General features: G+C 72.8%; 17 protein-coding genes. 7 read left to right on the forward strand and 10 right to left on the reverse strand.

Going from position 1 to position 14,384, the window contains the following annotated elements; translation table 11 throughout:
• Positions 1-95: 95 nt before the first annotated feature.
• The 4 genes from FV234_RS12800 to FV234_RS12815 form a co-directional block, all read right to left on the reverse strand.
• Complete coding sequence (locus FV234_RS12800; protein ID WP_147753505.1) at positions 96-989, reverse strand: 2-hydroxy-3-oxopropionate reductase; 894 nt, start codon at positions 987-989, stop codon at positions 96-98.
• Positions 990-1,418: 429 nt separating this feature from the next.
• Complete coding sequence (locus FV234_RS12805; RefSeq protein ID WP_147753504.1) at positions 1,419-2,183, reverse strand: HpcH/HpaI aldolase/citrate lyase family protein; 765 nt, start codon at positions 2,181-2,183, stop codon at positions 1,419-1,421.
• Positions 2,184-2,297: 114 nt separating this feature from the next.
• Entirely contained in the window at positions 2,298-3,659 is a 1,362-nt protein-coding gene (gene gudD / locus FV234_RS12810) for a glucarate dehydratase (protein WP_147815307.1), read from the reverse strand.
• 146 nt (positions 3,660-3,805) lie between these two features.
• A complete protein-coding gene (locus FV234_RS12815) occupies positions 3,806-4,696 on the reverse strand; it encodes a LysR substrate-binding domain-containing protein (protein WP_147753502.1) in 891 nt (296 codons plus the stop codon).
• 225 nt (positions 4,697-4,921) lie between these two features.
• On the opposite strand from FV234_RS12815, the gene FV234_RS12820 reads away from it, so the two are divergent.
• On the forward strand, positions 4,922-5,158 hold the full coding sequence (locus tag FV234_RS12820; protein WP_147753501.1) for a hypothetical protein: 237 nt from the start codon (positions 4,922-4,924) through the stop codon (positions 5,156-5,158).
• A complete protein-coding gene (locus tag FV234_RS12825) occupies positions 5,155-5,367 on the forward strand; it encodes a hypothetical protein (RefSeq protein ID WP_147753500.1) in 213 nt (70 codons plus the stop codon). The genes FV234_RS12820 and FV234_RS12825 overlap by 4 nt, the downstream gene beginning before the upstream one ends.
• 109 nt (positions 5,368-5,476) lie before the next feature.
• On the opposite strand, the gene FV234_RS12830 is transcribed toward FV234_RS12825, so the two are convergent.
• Positions 5,477-6,802, reverse strand: coding sequence for an MFS transporter (locus FV234_RS12830; protein WP_147753499.1), 1,326 nt, complete (start codon positions 6,800-6,802; stop codon positions 5,477-5,479).
• On the opposite strand from FV234_RS12830, the gene FV234_RS26480 reads away from it, so the two are divergent.
• On the forward strand, positions 6,801-7,022 hold the full coding sequence (locus FV234_RS26480) for a hypothetical protein (protein ID WP_187277428.1): 222 nt from the start codon (positions 6,801-6,803) through the stop codon (positions 7,020-7,022). The genes FV234_RS12830 and FV234_RS26480 overlap by 2 nt on opposite strands.
• The gene (locus tag FV234_RS12835) at positions 7,019-7,474 is read left to right on the forward strand and encodes a GNAT family N-acetyltransferase (protein WP_147753498.1); all 456 of its coding nucleotides are present in this window, start codon (positions 7,019-7,021) and stop codon (positions 7,472-7,474) included. Before FV234_RS26480 ends, FV234_RS12835 begins: the two co-directional genes overlap by 4 nt.
• 15 nt (positions 7,475-7,489) lie before the next feature.
• Here FV234_RS12835 and FV234_RS12840 read toward each other — a convergent pair whose 3' ends face one another.
• The gene (locus FV234_RS12840; RefSeq protein WP_147753497.1) at positions 7,490-7,747 is read right to left on the reverse strand and encodes a hypothetical protein; all 258 of its coding nucleotides are present in this window, start codon (positions 7,745-7,747) and stop codon (positions 7,490-7,492) included.
• Positions 7,748-7,808: 61 nt separating this feature from the next.
• Here FV234_RS12840 and FV234_RS12845 point away from each other — a divergent pair, with 61 nt between their 5' ends.
• The 3 genes from FV234_RS12845 to FV234_RS12855 all read left to right on the forward strand — a co-directional run bounded on the left by FV234_RS12845 (position 7,809) and on the right by FV234_RS12855 (position 11,160).
• Positions 7,809-8,348, forward strand: coding sequence for a hypothetical protein (locus FV234_RS12845; RefSeq protein WP_238273267.1), 540 nt, complete (start codon positions 7,809-7,811; stop codon positions 8,346-8,348).
• A 251-nt stretch (positions 8,349-8,599) separates the two neighbouring features.
• Positions 8,600-8,968: a DUF393 domain-containing protein gene (locus tag FV234_RS12850; RefSeq protein WP_147761841.1), complete on the forward strand. Its 369-nt coding sequence runs from the start codon at positions 8,600-8,602 to the stop codon at positions 8,966-8,968.
• Between the two features lie 50 nt (positions 8,969-9,018).
• Positions 9,019-11,160 (forward strand): helicase-related protein, encoded by a 2,142-nt coding sequence (locus FV234_RS12855; RefSeq protein ID WP_147829649.1) that lies wholly within the window; start codon positions 9,019-9,021, stop codon positions 11,158-11,160.
• A 434-nt stretch (positions 11,161-11,594) separates the two neighbouring features.
• On the opposite strand, the gene FV234_RS12860 is transcribed toward FV234_RS12855, so the two are convergent.
• The 4 genes from FV234_RS12860 to uraH (FV234_RS12875) all read right to left on the reverse strand — a co-directional run bounded on the left by FV234_RS12860 (position 11,595) and on the right by uraH (FV234_RS12875) (position 14,268).
• Entirely contained in the window at positions 11,595-12,785 is a 1,191-nt protein-coding gene (locus FV234_RS12860; RefSeq protein WP_147754548.1) for an MFS transporter, read from the reverse strand.
• A gap of 105 nt (positions 12,786-12,890) precedes the next feature.
• Entirely contained in the window at positions 12,891-13,406 is a 516-nt protein-coding gene (gene uraD / locus FV234_RS12865) for a 2-oxo-4-hydroxy-4-carboxy-5-ureidoimidazoline decarboxylase (RefSeq protein WP_147754549.1), read from the reverse strand.
• Positions 13,407-13,422: 16 nt separating this feature from the next.
• Positions 13,423-13,770, reverse strand: coding sequence for a hydroxyisourate hydrolase (gene uraH / locus FV234_RS12870; protein ID WP_147754550.1), 348 nt, complete (start codon positions 13,768-13,770; stop codon positions 13,423-13,425).
• Between the two features lie 45 nt (positions 13,771-13,815).
• Complete coding sequence (gene uraH, locus FV234_RS12875; protein WP_147754551.1) at positions 13,816-14,268, reverse strand: hydroxyisourate hydrolase; 453 nt, start codon at positions 14,266-14,268, stop codon at positions 13,816-13,818.
• Between the last annotated feature and the right edge of the window lie 116 nt (positions 14,269-14,384).

Below are 14,384 nucleotides of genomic sequence, written 5' to 3' on the forward strand. Positions count from 1 at the left end.
CGTCAGGGTTCGAGACTAGTCCGCCCGGTCGATACCTTCCAATCCAAACGATGGATCGATCGATGCCGTCGCGGCATCGATCGATCGAGCCAGGGTCAGGCGGCGCCGACCTCGTGGTCGGCCATGAGCTCCAGGGCGCGGACCATCGCCGAGTGGTCCCACGCCGCGCCGCCGTTGGCGACGCAGGCCGAGAACAGCTGCTGCGCCAGCGCGGTCGCCGGCAGGCTGACGCCGAGAGCGCGGGCGCCCTCCAGCGCCAGGTTCAGGTCCTTCTGGTGCAGCCCGATGCGGAAGCCCGGATCGAAGGTCCGGTCGATCATGCGCTTGCCGTGCAGCTCGAGGATGCGCGAGGTGGCCAGGCCCCCGGTGATGGCCTCGCGGACCTTGGCCGGGTCGGCGCCGGCTTTGGATGCGAACAGCAGGCCCTCGGCCACCGCCTCGATGGTGAGCGCGACGATGATCTGGTTGGCGACCTTGGCCACCTGCCCCGATCCGACCGGGCCGACATGGGTCACGGTCTTGCCCATGGCCGAAAACAGCGGCTGTACGCGCCCGAAATCGGCCTCGTCGCCGCCCACCATGATCGAGAGGGCGGCGTTCCTGGCCCCGACCTCGCCGCCGGAGACCGGCGCGTCGAGGTAGGCGCCGCCGCGCTCGGCGATGCGGGCGGCGAAGTCCTTGGTCGCGATCGGCGAGATCGAGCTCATGTCGACCACGGTCTTGCTGGTCTTGCCGGTCTTGATCGCGTCGGCGACGCCGTCCGCGCCGAACAGCACCGCCTCGACGTCGGGGGTGTCGGGCAGCATCAGGATGACGATGTCGGCGTGGCTCGCCACCTCGGCGGCGGTGGCGCAGGCCGTGCCGCCGGCGGCGACCAGGGCCTCGGGCACCGCCCGGCGGCTCTTCAGGAACAGGCTGTGCCCGGCGGCGATCAGGTGCCCGGCCATGGGGGCGCCCATGATGCCGAGGCCGATGAATCCGATGTTCATGGTGGTGTCTCCTGGAATGGCGCGGCGCGTCCTCCCTCGCCCGTCGTGGGCGACAGGATTCACGCATCCCTGAATTCTGGCGGTTCGCTTTGCGCGCATCCCCTCGCCCCGCACGGATCTCGGGCTCGCCCGAGATCCGAACCTGCCTGCCGAAATCGGGCAGGCCCGACTTCGGTGGGGGAGAGGGCTTCGGCGACCTCGTCGTCGGCGAAGCGAGGCGGCAGCCGACGGCGGGGGGGGGCGCCCCGGAGGAGGCTCATCCGGTCGCGCCCCCTCACCCCCGCTTCGGCTTCGCCTCCGCTCCCCAGCTGCACGACGGGGGGCAGCCGGGCCTCTCCCCGCGCGCGGGGAGAGGGGAACCCGCGCTGCCTTCGGGATGCGCGGCGAGACGTGTGAGCCCGGTCGCCCGCGAAGGGCGAGGATCTCGGCTCAGCCCTTGAAGCGGGCGGCGAGCGCCTCGGACTGGCGGGCGAGCAGGCCCATGTCGGAGCCGACCGCGGTGAAGCGGGTGCCGGCGGCGATGTAGCGGTGGGCGAGCTCTTCGTTGGCGGTGAGGATGCCGGCGTGCTTGCCGGCCTTCCCGATGCGGGCGACGGTCTCCTCGATGATCGCCACCACGTCCGGATGGTTCTGCTGGCCGAGGTAGCCGAGGCTGGTCGAGAGGTCGCCGGGGCCGACGAAGACGCCGTCGACGCCTTCGACGGCGGCGATCTCGTCGAGGTTGTCCAGCGCGCGGCGCGACTCGATCTGCACCGCCACGAAGATCTCGGCCTCGCAGCGGGCGTGATAGTCGGGGATGCGGCCGAAGCGGGCGGCGCGCGGCGCCTGCGAGAAGCCGCGCACGCCCCGCGGCGCGTAGCGGGTGGCGGCCACGGCGCGGCGGGCCTGGTCGGCGTCGTCGATGTTGGGGATCATCAGCGACTGCACCCCGGTGTCGAGGATGCGCTTGATGGTGATCGCCTCGTCGCTCGGCACCCGCACCATGGCGTGGGCGGGGCTCTCCATCATCGCCTGGACCTGGGCGTAGACGTCCCGCAGGTCGTTGGCGGAATGCTCCATGTCGAGGAGCAGCCAGTCGAAGCCGGAGCCGGCCACGACCTCGGTGGAGATCGGGCTGGCGAGGCTGCACCACAGGCCGATCTGCTGATGGCCTTGGCCGAGCGCCGCCTTGAAGCGGTTGGTGAGGACGTCCATCGGATGGTCTCCTGTTGGAATCGGTCTTGAATCGGACGGTTTCGACGCCCCACCCCCGTCATTCCGGCGCTCGCCTTCGGCGAGCGCCGGAATGACGGGGGGAGGATGTCGCCCTCACCGCACGAGGCAGGGGCGCTTGTTGTCGAAGGTCCAGTCGGGGACGAGGAACCGCATCGCCGCCGCGTCGTCGCGGGCGCCGAGGCCGTGGTCCAGGTAGAGGGCGTGGGCCGCCTCGACCTCGGCCATGTCGATCTCGATGCCGAGGCCGGGGCGCTCCGGCACCCGCACGAGGCCGCCGCGGATCGTGAGCGGTTCCTTCGTCAGGCGCTGGCCGTCCTGCCAGATCCAGTGCGTGTCGATCGCCGTCACCTTGCCGGGGGCGGCGGCCGCGACGTGGGTGAACATCGCTAGCGACACGTCGAAGTGGTTGTTCGAGTGCGAGCCCCAGGTCAGCCCGTGGTCGCGGCAGAGCTGGGCCACGCGGACCGAGCCGGCCAGCGTCCAGAAATGCGGGTCGGCCAGCGGGATGTCGACGGCGCCGAGCTGGATCGCGTGGTTCATCTGGCGCCAGTCGGTGGCGATCATGTTGGTGGCGGTGGGGAGCCCCGTCGCGCGGCGGAACTCGGCCATGATCTCGCGGCCCGAGAACCCGTCTTCGGCCCCGCACGGGTCCTCGGCGTAGGCGAGCACGTCGCCCCGCCCCTTGCACAGGCGGATCGCCTCCGAGAGCGACCACGCGCCGTTCGGATCGAGGGTGACGCGGGCGTCGGGGAAGCGCTTGTGGATCGCGGTGACGGCGGCGATCTCGTCCTCGCCGGCGAACACGCCGCCCTTCAGCTTGAAGTCCTCGAACCCGTAGGTCTCGTGCGCGGCCTCGGCCAGGCGGGCGACGGCGTCGGGCGTCAGCGCCTCCTCGTCGCGCAGCCGCATCCAGCCGTCGCGGGCGGTCGGCTCGCGGTAGGGCAGATCGGTGCGGCGGCGGTCGCCGACGTAGAACAGGTAGCCCAGCATCGCGACGGCGTCGCGCTGCTGGCCCTCGCCCAGCAACGCCGCCACCGGCACGTCGAGGAACTGGCCGAGCAGGTCGAGGAAGGCGGATTCCACCGCCGTCACCGCGTGGATGGTGACGCGCAGGTCGAAGGTCTGGAGCCCGCGGCCGCCGGAATCGCGGTCGGCGAAGCGCGCCCGCATCGCGTTGAGCACCGCCTGCCAGGCGCCGATCGGGCGCCCGACGATCAGCTCGCGCGCCTCTTCCAGAACGCCGCGGATGCGCTCGCCGCCGGGCACCTCGCCCAGGCCCGTCGCGCCGGTGGAATCCTCGAGGATCACCAGGTTGCGGGTGAAGAACGGACCGTGCGCGCCGCTGAGGTTGAGCAGCATGCTGTCGCGGCCGGCGACCGGCACGACCCGCATCGCGGTGACGGTGGGGGTGCGCGAGAATCCGCGCGACGGGGCATCGACGGCGTCGGCCTGCATGGTCGCCTCCCGGGGCGTTGACGGGACCGGCGTCTGGCGCGCCGTCTACGCGAAGTTCTCGCAAGGATGCCGATGCGGGTCCAAGCCAAAGGCTGGATCGATCGATGCGTGGCGTGCATCGATCTTGGCATCGATCTTGGCATCGATCATCCCGGCGGCAGCGCCGCCAGGATCGCGATGAGGCGTGCGATCAGCGGGTCGTCGCCGTCGCGGCGCAACGCGAGGTGCAGCTCGGCCGGGCGCGGCGCCGGCAGGCGCAAGGGGCGGAACGCGACCTCCTCGAAGCGCAGGCGCTCGGCCGCCGCCGGCACCAGCGCGACGCCGAGCCCCGCGCGCACCAGCGCCAGGATCGAGTGGATCTGCGTCAGCTGCTGCACGATGCGCGGCTGGATGCCGGCCTCGGCGAACAGGCCGCGCACGAGGTCGTGGAAGTAGTGCGCCTCGTTGGGCGCGTAGGCGATGAACGGCTCGCGGTCGAGGTCGGCCAGCGTCAGCGTCGCACGCTCGGCCAGCGGGTTGCCGGCGGGCACGGCCACCACCATCGGCTCGGCCAGCGCCCGCACCGAGGCGAGGTCGGGATGGGTGACCGGCGGGCGGACCAGCGCCGCGTCGATGCGCCCGCCCAGGAGTTCCTCGACCTGGTCCTTGGTCACCATCTCGCGCAGCGAGAGCGTCACGTCCGGCAGCTCGGCCCGGGCCGCGATGACGAGGCGCGGCAGGAAGTCGTAGGCCGAGGCCGCCGTGAAGCCGAGCTTCAGCACCCCGGCCCGGCCGGCCGCGACCTGGCGGGTGACGTGGGTCGCGGTCTCGGCGAGCCGCAGGATGCGCTGCGCCTCGGGCAGGAAGCTGCGCCCGGCGGCGGTGAGGCGCACCGAGCGGCTGGTGCGGTCGAGGAGCTGCACGTCGAGAACGCGCTCCAGCACCTGGATCTGCCGCGACAGCGGCGGCTGGGTCATGTTCAGCCGGGCGGCGGCCCGGCCGAAATGCAGCTCCTCGGCCACGGTCGCGAAGCACCGGAGCTGGCTGAAGTCGAACATGCGTGCTCCTGACGGGACCCACCGGCTCTCGGGCGTACCGGACTTCCTTGCATCGCGCTGACGGTCGCGGCCAGACGGACGAGGCCAGCAAGGCGCCGATCGGTCCTGTCGGCTTGCCCCGCGATGCGCTTGACGGTCGTCGCCGTCGTTGACGGTCGTCCGAGCCTCCCTCATTTTGCGGACATGTTCGCGGGGGTTCCCCGGGCGCATCACGGGATGACTCCGATGGCCGGCACGTCCGCTCCGAACAGCCTCAACGTCGCCGAGCAGGTCGCCCGCGTCCTCCGGTCGAACGCCGAGACCCAAAAATTCATCGAGGAGCAGGCCAAGCTGCGTGCCGAGGCGGACAAGCTCGCGCGCGCGCGTGCCTTGGCACCCTGGCAGGTCGCCCTGTCCGGCATGGCCGCGGGTGCTGCGCTGTTCGGCGCGGACGCCGCCTTCGTCAAGGTGCTGGGCGGGTGACCGCCAGCCGCCTCCGCGACGTGCTCGCCCGGCTGCGCTGGTCGCAACGGGGCTTTGCTCAGGCGCTGGCCTGCGATGACCGCCTGGTGCGCCGCTGGGCGTCCGGGGATGCCGCGATCCCGCCCGATGTCGCCCGCTGGCTCGAAGCTCTGGCCGAGGCGCATACCCGCCACCCCGCGCCCGAAGGGTGGCGGCGGCGGTCCGCTTGAGCAGGTTGCGCAGGCGTGCCGTGCGGTCCCGCGCAACCTGCGACCGATCGGGACGCGTGACCGAAGACACGTCGCCGTTGAAGCGTTGCCTTGCCGACGCGAGCCGGCCCTAGCGCAGCTCCACCCGCCGGATCTCGCCGACGACGACGAGGTAGCAGAAGACGGCGACGAGCGCGTTCAGCCCGACGAACACCAGCGCGCCGTTGAACGACCCCGTCTGCTGCACGATGTAGCCGATCGCGATCGGGGTGGTGATGCCGGCGGTGTTGCCGAAGGTGTTGAACAGGCCGCCCGAGAGGCCGCCGCCCTGGCGCGGCGAGGTGTCGGAGACCACCGCCCAGCCGAGCGCCCCGACGCCCTTGCCGAAGAAGGCGAGCGCCATCAGCCCGACCACGAGGGCGTCGGTGGCGACGTAGTTGCAGCCGACGATCACCATCGAGAGCAGCATCCCGCCGACGATCGGGATCTTTCGCGAGGCGGTCAGCGAGTAGCCGCGCTTGAGCAGCCGGTCCGAGATCCAGCCGCCCAGGATGCCGCCGACGAAGCCGCAGAGCGCCGGCAGCACGGCGGCGAACCCCGCCTGCAGGATCGACAGGCCGCGCTCCTTCACGAGGTAGACGGGGAACCACGTCAGGAAGAAGTACGTCAGCGTGGTGATGCAGTACTGCCCGACATAGATCCCGAGCAGCATGCGGTTGGCGAGCAGCTGCCGGATGGTGCGGCCGGCGTCGACCTGGGCCACGCCCGCGTCGCGCCCGTCCATGTCGAGGAGGGCGCCGCCGGCCTCGATGTAGTCGCGCTCCCCCTGGTTGATCGCGGGGTGCTCCTTCGGGCCGTGGATCACCTGGGTCCACAGCAGGGCGAAGGCGATGCCGAGCGCGCCCATCAGGGTGAAGACGTGGTGCCAGCCGTAATGGTGGACGACGAAGCCCATCAGCGGCGTGAACAGCACGGTGGCGAAGTACTGCGAGGAGTTGAAGAAGGCCGAGGCGGTGCCGCGCTCGGCGGTGGGGAACCACGCCGCTGTGATCCGGGCGTTGGCGGGAAACACCGGCGCCTCGGCGAGGCCTACGAGGAGCCGCAGGCCGAACAGCACCGCCACCGCGGTGAAGCCGGTGAAGAAGCCGACGGCGCCCTGCATCAGCGTGAAGGCCGACCACAGGAAGATCGCGCCGGCGTAGACCCACTTCGCGCCGTAGCGGTCGAGCAGCCAGCCGCCGGGCAGCTGCGCCAGCACGTAGGACCAGGCGAAGGCGGAGAAGACGTAGCCCATCGCCACCGCGTCGAGGCCGAGGTCCTTGGCCAGCGACGGCCCGGCGATGGAGAGCGTGGCGCGGTCGGCGTAGTTGATGGTGGTGGCGATGAAGAGCATCGTCACGATGAGGAGCCGCACGCGGCTGCGCTTCACCGCGGTCATGGCGAGACCCGCGCCCATGGCGACCTTCTCCCTGAAGGCGGACCGCCCGGCCGTTGCCGGTGCGGACAGCGGTCGTTCTCTGACGACCCCTCGACGGGGTCCCGGCGACCGCTTGCGACCTCAGGTTAAGGGCGTGCTCGGCGCGGCGTCCAACTCAAAGGCTGAATGGATCGATGCAGGCTGCGCATCGATCGGCGGTGGGATGACGATGAACGACGTGGATGGGGACGGGGCTTGAGCGGACGGTACGGGCTGGAGATCCGGGCAGCCAACGCCGCCGACGCGCCGGGGCTCGCCGCCTTGATCGGCGCGGCGGGGCGGGGCATCGCGGTGCGCGACCTCGCCGAGCGGATCGAGGCCCTGCGCGGCCGCGACGGCGCGGCCCTCGTCGCGGTCGAATGGGGGCCGCCGGGCGGCCTCGTCGTGCTGCACTGGTATCATACGCTGGTGGCCGAGCCGACCGCGCAGATCACCACGCTCCTCGTCGCCCCCGACGACCGTCGGCGCGGGCTCGGGCGCCTGCTGCTCAAGGCCGCGGCGCAAGCCGCGCGCAGCGCCGGATGCGACGGGCTGGAGATGCTGCTGCCGCCGGACCGGCCGGACCTCGAAGCCTTCTGCGCGGCCACCGGCTTCGTCGCGGCCGGCACCCGGATGACGCGGCCGCTGCGCAAGAAGGGCGGCGAGCGCTGATGGAGGGCGCGGAGCTCAGTGCACCGTCGCGCCTTGGTCCGGGTCGATCTCGACCGCCTCGGCGAAGGGGAATTCCAGCACGATCTCGCCCTCCGCGTCGGTGACGACGAGGTCGGCCGTCATCAGCCGGGCTTGGTCCCGGCCGACGCCGAGCGCCGCCAGGACGGTGTCGCGGGCGGTCTCCCAGGCCGCGTCGGCGTCCGGCAGCTCGGCGCCGTCCGGGTCGGTCACCCAATCGTCGCCGATCCGTGTGTTGAAGAAGTAGCGCGGCACGGTACAGGCTCCTGGACGCATCGGGGCTTCACGCAGGCGAAGCGGGATTTCGGAGCAAGACATGGTGAAGCGCAGCCGCGCCGCAACGCCGGGCGAGGCCGGCCAACTCGCGACGTGGTCGCCGCGCGCGGCGCTGACCACCGCACTCGTGCTCGCGTCGGTCGCGGGCGCCCGCGCGCAGCCGGCGGACGTTTCCGACGCGCGGGTGCTGGCGCTGGTGCGCGGGCACCGCACGCACGGCTTCGTCACCGTCGGCCAGAGCCTCGCCTACGCCGAGCGGGCCCGGCCCCAAAGCTTCCGGCTGGCGCGGGCCCGGGTCGAGCGGCGTGCGGGCGAGCCGTTCACCCGCGTCCGCCTCTGCTATTGGCTCCGCCCCGCCGGACGCCCGGCCGAGCCGGCTTGCGGGATCGACTACCTCGTCACCGACGGCCCGCCCCATGTCGAGGTCGCGGAGGCCTTCGGCGGCCTCGGCCGCGAACTCGAAGCCGGCCGCGAACGCTTCGTGCGCGCGCTGGACCGCGAACTCGACCTCCGGCGCGATCCGGCCGCGAAGGCGCTCGACGACGCGCTGGCGCCGTTCGACCCCTACGACCGCCGGTAGGGCGGACGCCATCGTCTTCACGCATCTCGCCACGTCTCCCGAACGGGAGAGGGGGGGCGCGCCGCGCCGTGCTCAGCGCGATCCTGGAAAGGTCACGCCCCTCATCCTGTCCTTCTCCCCCCGGGAGAAGGGACCCGCGCTTGAACTCCGGCCCCTGAGCGGGATCTGCGACCCCGGCCTCGCGGCGTCCGGCCGCGCTGCCGTCGTGGCCCCGCCCCCTATCTCCTAAAACATCGCAGGAGGACCGTTCCGTGCCCGACGAGACGCTGACCGTCTATTACGACGGGGCCTGCCCGCTCTGCCGGGCGGAGATCGGGCATTACCGCCGCTGCCGCGGGGCCGATCGCATCGCCTTCGTCGACGTGGCGCCCGACGGCGCGCCCCTCGGGCCGGACCTCGACCGGGCGGCGGCCCGCGCCCGCTTCCATGTCCGCGACGCCGACGGCCGGCTCCGGTCGGGGGCCGCCGGGTTCGCCCGGCTCTGGAGCGCGCTGCCGGGCTGGCGCTGGCTCGCGGGGCTCGCGCGGCTTCCGTTGGCGATGCCGCTGGCCGAGATCGCCTATCGCGCGTTCCTGCCGCTGCGTCCGCGCATCGCCCGCCTTCTGGTGCGCAACCGTTGAGAACCCGTCGCCGCGCTTGATCCCGTGGGCCGCGGCCGAGAAGGTAGGGCATGGCTCGCAAGCGCATCCACCTGACCACCGACATCCTCGCCGACGCCCTGCACCGGCTCGGGATCGCGGCGGCCGCGGTCGATCGCGAGGCGTTGCGCCGGGCGTTGGGGCTCCCTGAGCAGGACGGGTTCGTCGAGGACGCCGCCGTGGCGGCCGCGCTCCGCGACGGCGACGCGCGGCGGGCCTTCACCGAGGGCGGCGTCGCGGCCCTGCGGCTCGCCCTGCCGGCGCTCCGGGCCGAGCCGGCGCGGGACGGCGCCCTCGCCTGGCATCTCCGGGTGAGCCTGCCGCTCCTCGACGACGGCCGCCTCGACCTGCGCCTCGACGCGCCGCCGGGCGAGGCGGCGGCCGAGATCCTGGAGGAGATGGCGCTCGGCAACGATCCGGCCTGGCGGCTCGACGACCTGCGGGCGGCGCTTGCCGAGACCGCGGCCGGGTTCGCGCGCACGCTCCACCGGACGGTGGCGCGCCTGCGCGACCAGATCCGCGACGACCTCCACGAGATCGGGGCGGACGCGCCCACCTACATCGCCCACCTCGACCGGTCGCTGCGCGCCCGCGTCTTCACGCCCTCCCCGAACCTCGCCCACGCGATCCTCGACACCCTGAAGACCGTGCGGACGCGGGCGAAGGTGGTGGCGCGCGAGGAATCCGGACGGCGGCGCCTGCGCGACCGGGTCGGGTTCGGCTCCTACATCGACAAGTTCGTGCCCGCCCGCCGGCTGAACCGGCGCATCGTCTTCCACATGGGCCCGACCAATTCCGGCAAGACCTACGCGGCGCTCGAAATGCTGGCGAAGGCGCCGACCGGGACCTACCTCGCGCCGCTGCGCCTGCTCGCGCTGGAGAACTACGAGGCCCTGCTGGAGCGGGGCCTGCGCGCCGGCATGGTCACCGGCGAGGAGATCCTGGGCGAGCCGGACCCGAGCCACACCGCGCGCACCATCGAGACCGCTGACCTGCGCCGCCCGGTCGAGGTCGCGGTGATCGACGAGATCCAGATGCTGTCCGACCCCGACCGCGGCTGGGCCTGGACCAACGCGCTGTTCGGGATTCCGGCGCGGACCGTGATCGTCTGCGGCTCGGACGACGCGCTCTCGCATGTCCGCCGAGCGGCGGAGGCCGCGGGCGAATCCCTCGACGTGGTCACCTTCGTGCGCAAGACCCCGCTGGTGGCGCTCGGTGAGCCCGTTCCGCTCGAATCCGTGCAGCCGGGGGACGCCGTCGTCGCCTTCTCGCGCCGGGCCGTGCACGAGAACCGCGAGGCGCTGGTGGCGGCCGGGCGCAGCGTCGCCACCATCTACGGCGCGCTCTCGCCGGAGGTGCGGCGGGCGGAAGCGCGGCGCTTCCGCGACCGCGAGGCCGAGGTGCTGGTCACCACCGACGCGATCGGCATGGGCCTGAACCTCGGGCCGCTCAAGCGCGTGATCTTCTCGGCCGTCGCGAAGTGGGACGGCACGGCGACCCGCCCGCTCACCAACCCCGAGATCCGCCAGATCGCGGGACGCGCCGGCCGCTTCGGACATCAGGACGAGGGCCACGTCTCGGCCACCGACGACGCCAGCCTCGGCCCGATCCGCGACGCGCTCGCCGGCGCGCCGACGGCGCCCGCCGCCGACACCCGCTTCTACGTCCGGCCGGACCTGATCGCGATCGAGGCGGCGGCGGCCGAACTCGGCACCGACGCGCTCGCCGAGGTGCTGACGCATTTCTCGCGCGCGACCTTCTACGACGGCTCCCCGTTCCAGCCCTCGGCGATGGAGGAGGCGCTGGAGGCGGCGCGGGCGGTCGACAAGGCGCACCTGCCGATCCGCGAGGCCTTCGCCTTCGCGGTCTGCCCGATCGACCGGCGCGACCCGGCCTCGACGGCCATGCTGGACCGCTGGGTCCAGGCGCGGGCGGCGGGCGCGCCCGTCGCGGCGTTGCGGGCCAACGTCGGCGGCGAGCTCGAATACCTGGAGCGGACGGTGAAGCTCGCCGCCGCCTACCTCTGGCTGGCGCGGCGCTTCCCCGACACGTTCGACGAGGCGGAGGCGACCAAGCTGCTGCGCGGCCGCGCCAACGCCGCCATCGAGCAGACCCTGCGCGAGACGGCTTCGTGCAACCTCGCGGCGCGGACCCGGCCGCGCGTGCCGGCCTGACCGCTGCGGCGTCCTCCCTCCCCTGCGGAGGCTTCCTGATTCACACAGGCCTGGTTCTGGCGGTTCGCTTTGCGCGCATCCGCTCGCCCCGCATGGATCTCGGGCTTGCCCGAGATCCGAACCTACCTGCCGAAATCGGGCAGGCCCGACTTCGGTGGGGGAGAGGGCTTTGCCGACCTCGTCGTCGGCAAAGCGAGGCGGCAGCCGACGGTGAGGGGGCGCGCCCCGGAGGAGGCTCCTCCGTTCGCCCCCCACTCACCGCCGCTTCGGCTTCGCCTTCGCTTCCCGCACGGACGACGAGGTCGGTGCGGGCCTCTCCCCGCCCGCTGGGAGAGGGGAACCCGCGCGTCGTCCGAGGCCGTCACGAGAGGCGAAACCCCAATAGCCTGCAGAAGGCGGAGGGAAGCACGCGTCGGAATCGGACTGGCGCGAAACTAAACCTCGCTCGGCACCACCGGCCGAGCCAGCAACACAGCCGTCGCGATCCCCACCGCCAAAATCGTGACGGCGCAGGTGGCCAGGGCCGCGAACTGGCCGACGCCCTGCAGCGCCGCGCCGAGCACCGCGACGCCGAGCGCCTGGCCGCAGAAGAACGAGAACGCGTGGAGCGCCACCGCCGAGGCGCGGGCCTTGGGGGCGACCTCGGTCACCTGCACCTGGAAGGTGTTGTGCAACATGTAGAATCCGAGCCCCATGGCGACCAGCGCCGCCGCGTCGAGCTGCCAGCGGCCGGCCACGCCGATCGTCGTCAGCGCGGCCGCGCAGACGAGGCCGCCGCCGACCAGCATCCGCTGCATCCCGAGGAACCGGACCAGCAGCCCGACCAGGGCGGAGTAGATCAGCCCGCCGACGGCGAAGCCCGCGAGCGCCAGCCCGGCCTCGCGCGGGCCGCCCTCCCCCCGGGCCTCGATCAGCGGTGCGAGGTGCGGGAAGATGCCGAACACCGCGATCGCCTCGACGAACACCGCCGCGAACAGCACGCGGGCGCGGGGGTCGGCGACGATCGTCCGGTAGCGCGTGAGCGCCAGGCCGAATTCGGGGCGCCGCGGCGGGAGGCGCTGGCTCCGGTCGAAGCCGAACAGCGTCGCGGCGCAGCCGAGCACGGCGACGGCGGCGTTGATCGCGAACACCCCGTGCCAGCCGACCCGCCCCTCGATCAGCCCGGCGAAGGTCGAGCCGGAAAGCTGGCCGAGGATGACCGCGACGAGGAACCGGCCGATCGCCACCTGCCGGCGCTCCATCGGCACCCGGTCGCCCATCAGGGCGAGCGCCAGCGGGATCACCCCGCCGGCGGCCGCGCCCGCCACCATCCGCAGGCCGAACAGCAGGCGCAGGTCCTGGGCCAGGGCGCAGCCGGCGAGCGCCACGACCAGCACCGCGAGGCAGGCGGCGATGACCCGCTCCTTGCCGACCGCGTCGCCCACCGGCCCGAGGATCGGCTGGATCAGCGCGTAGGGCAGCGCGAAGGCGGTCGAGAGCAGGGCCACGGTGTGGGCGTCGCTGCCGAGGTCGCGCGCCAGCACGCCGACCAGCGGCTCGACCGAGCGCCATGCGAAGGTGCTGGAGAAGCCCGCCGCGGCGAGCACCAGGATCAGGCGAGCGGTCGAGGCGGTGGAGGCCGTCATGCGCCGTGGCTCGGGAACGCCCGGCGGCAGGGGCCGGACCGTGCCCGGCCTAGCCGACATCCGCCCGGTTTGCATCCCCGTCGCTGCCTTCGCCGGCGGACGCCGTCACCCGGCGGAGCCGACGATCCGGTCGAGGCGCATGCGCGTGATCGTCGCGATCTCGCTTAGCGCCGCCTCGGCCTCGGTGTCCGCGTCGCGGGCCAGCCTCTGCTCGAACACCTCCAGGATCGCCTCCCGGCTCCGGCCGCGGACCGCGATGATGAACGGGAAGCCGAACTTTTCGCGGTAGGCCGCGTTCAGCCGGTCGAAGCGGTCGAAGTCGGCGACGGTGAGGGCGTCCAGCCCGGCGCTGCCCTGCTCGGCGACCGAGTCCGCCGTCATCTGCCGTGCCCGCGCCGCGGCGCCCGCGAGTTCGGGGTGCCCGTTGAGGAAGGCGAGCCGTTCCGCCGCGGGCGCCGCGCGAACGACGGCGACCATCGCCGCATGCAGGGCGGCGACGCTCGCGAACGGCCGGGCCGCGTAGGCGCGCTCGGCCACCCAGGGCGCGTGCTCGAACGTGGCGGCGAGGAGCGCCACGAAGCCGTCGCGATCGAGGGCGTCGACGGCTGCGATGTCCGGCATCGGGTCCACGCGGGCCTCAGCTGCCGCGATAGGTGGTGCAGCTGCCCGGCGTGCACAGCATCGGCACGTGGTAGTGCTGCTTCACGTCGAAGATCGCGAACCGCACGACGGCGTCGTCGACGAACGGCTCGGCGGCGTCGGGCAGCGTCTTGAAGTAGTCGTCGATGTGGAACTCGAGCTGGTACTCGCCGACCTTCGCGTCGGCGGCGGCGACCACCGGGCCGTCGGTGCGCCCGTCGGCGTTGGTGGTCATCGACTTCACGAAGCGCCACCCGTCGCCCTCCCTGATCGAGAGGTCGATCCTGACGCCTGCCGCGGGGCGCCCGCGCTGCGCATCGAGGACGTGCGTGCTGATCCCGGCCATGGTTTTCGACTTTCCTGATGATGGGTCGGAGACGGCGGGGCGCCCTCAACTTCCGCGGTAGTACGAGTAGCCCCAGGGCGAGAACAGGATCGGCAGGTGGTAGCGCTGGGTGACGTCGCGGACGACGAAGCGCACCGGCACCAGGCCGAGGAAGTTCGGGCTCGGCAGCTTGACGCCGAGCGCCTGGAAGTAGGCCTCGACATGCAGCAGCAGCTCGTAACGGCCGGCCTTGAGCGCGTCGTCCACCAGCAGCGGGTCCGCAGGCCGTCCGGTCGGCGAGGTCGTCACGGTCTTGAGCGGGCGGTAGCCGTCGCCGTCGCGGATCGACAGGTCGCAGACCATGCCGGCGCCGGGCGTGCCGTGGAAGTTGTCGATCGCATGCATCGTCAGGCGGGGTCCGAGGCCCGCCTGCGAGGTCGGCGCGACGGTGAGCGCGCCGGGCTTCTGCGGCGCGGGCGGGGACGTCTGCGCGAGGGCGCCGGTTGAGGCCGCAGCCATGCCGCCGGCTCCGGCGATGACGAGGGAGCGGCGCGTGAGCAAAGGTCGGTCCAAGGGTTCGGTCCTCGCGGGAGACGGTTCGGGCGACGGTTCGGGATGGGGGCCGGGGTCGGGGG

It is taken from the genome of Methylobacterium sp. WL8 (assembly GCF_008040045.1).
Classification (GTDB): domain Bacteria; phylum Pseudomonadota; class Alphaproteobacteria; order Rhizobiales; family Beijerinckiaceae; genus Methylobacterium; species Methylobacterium cerastii.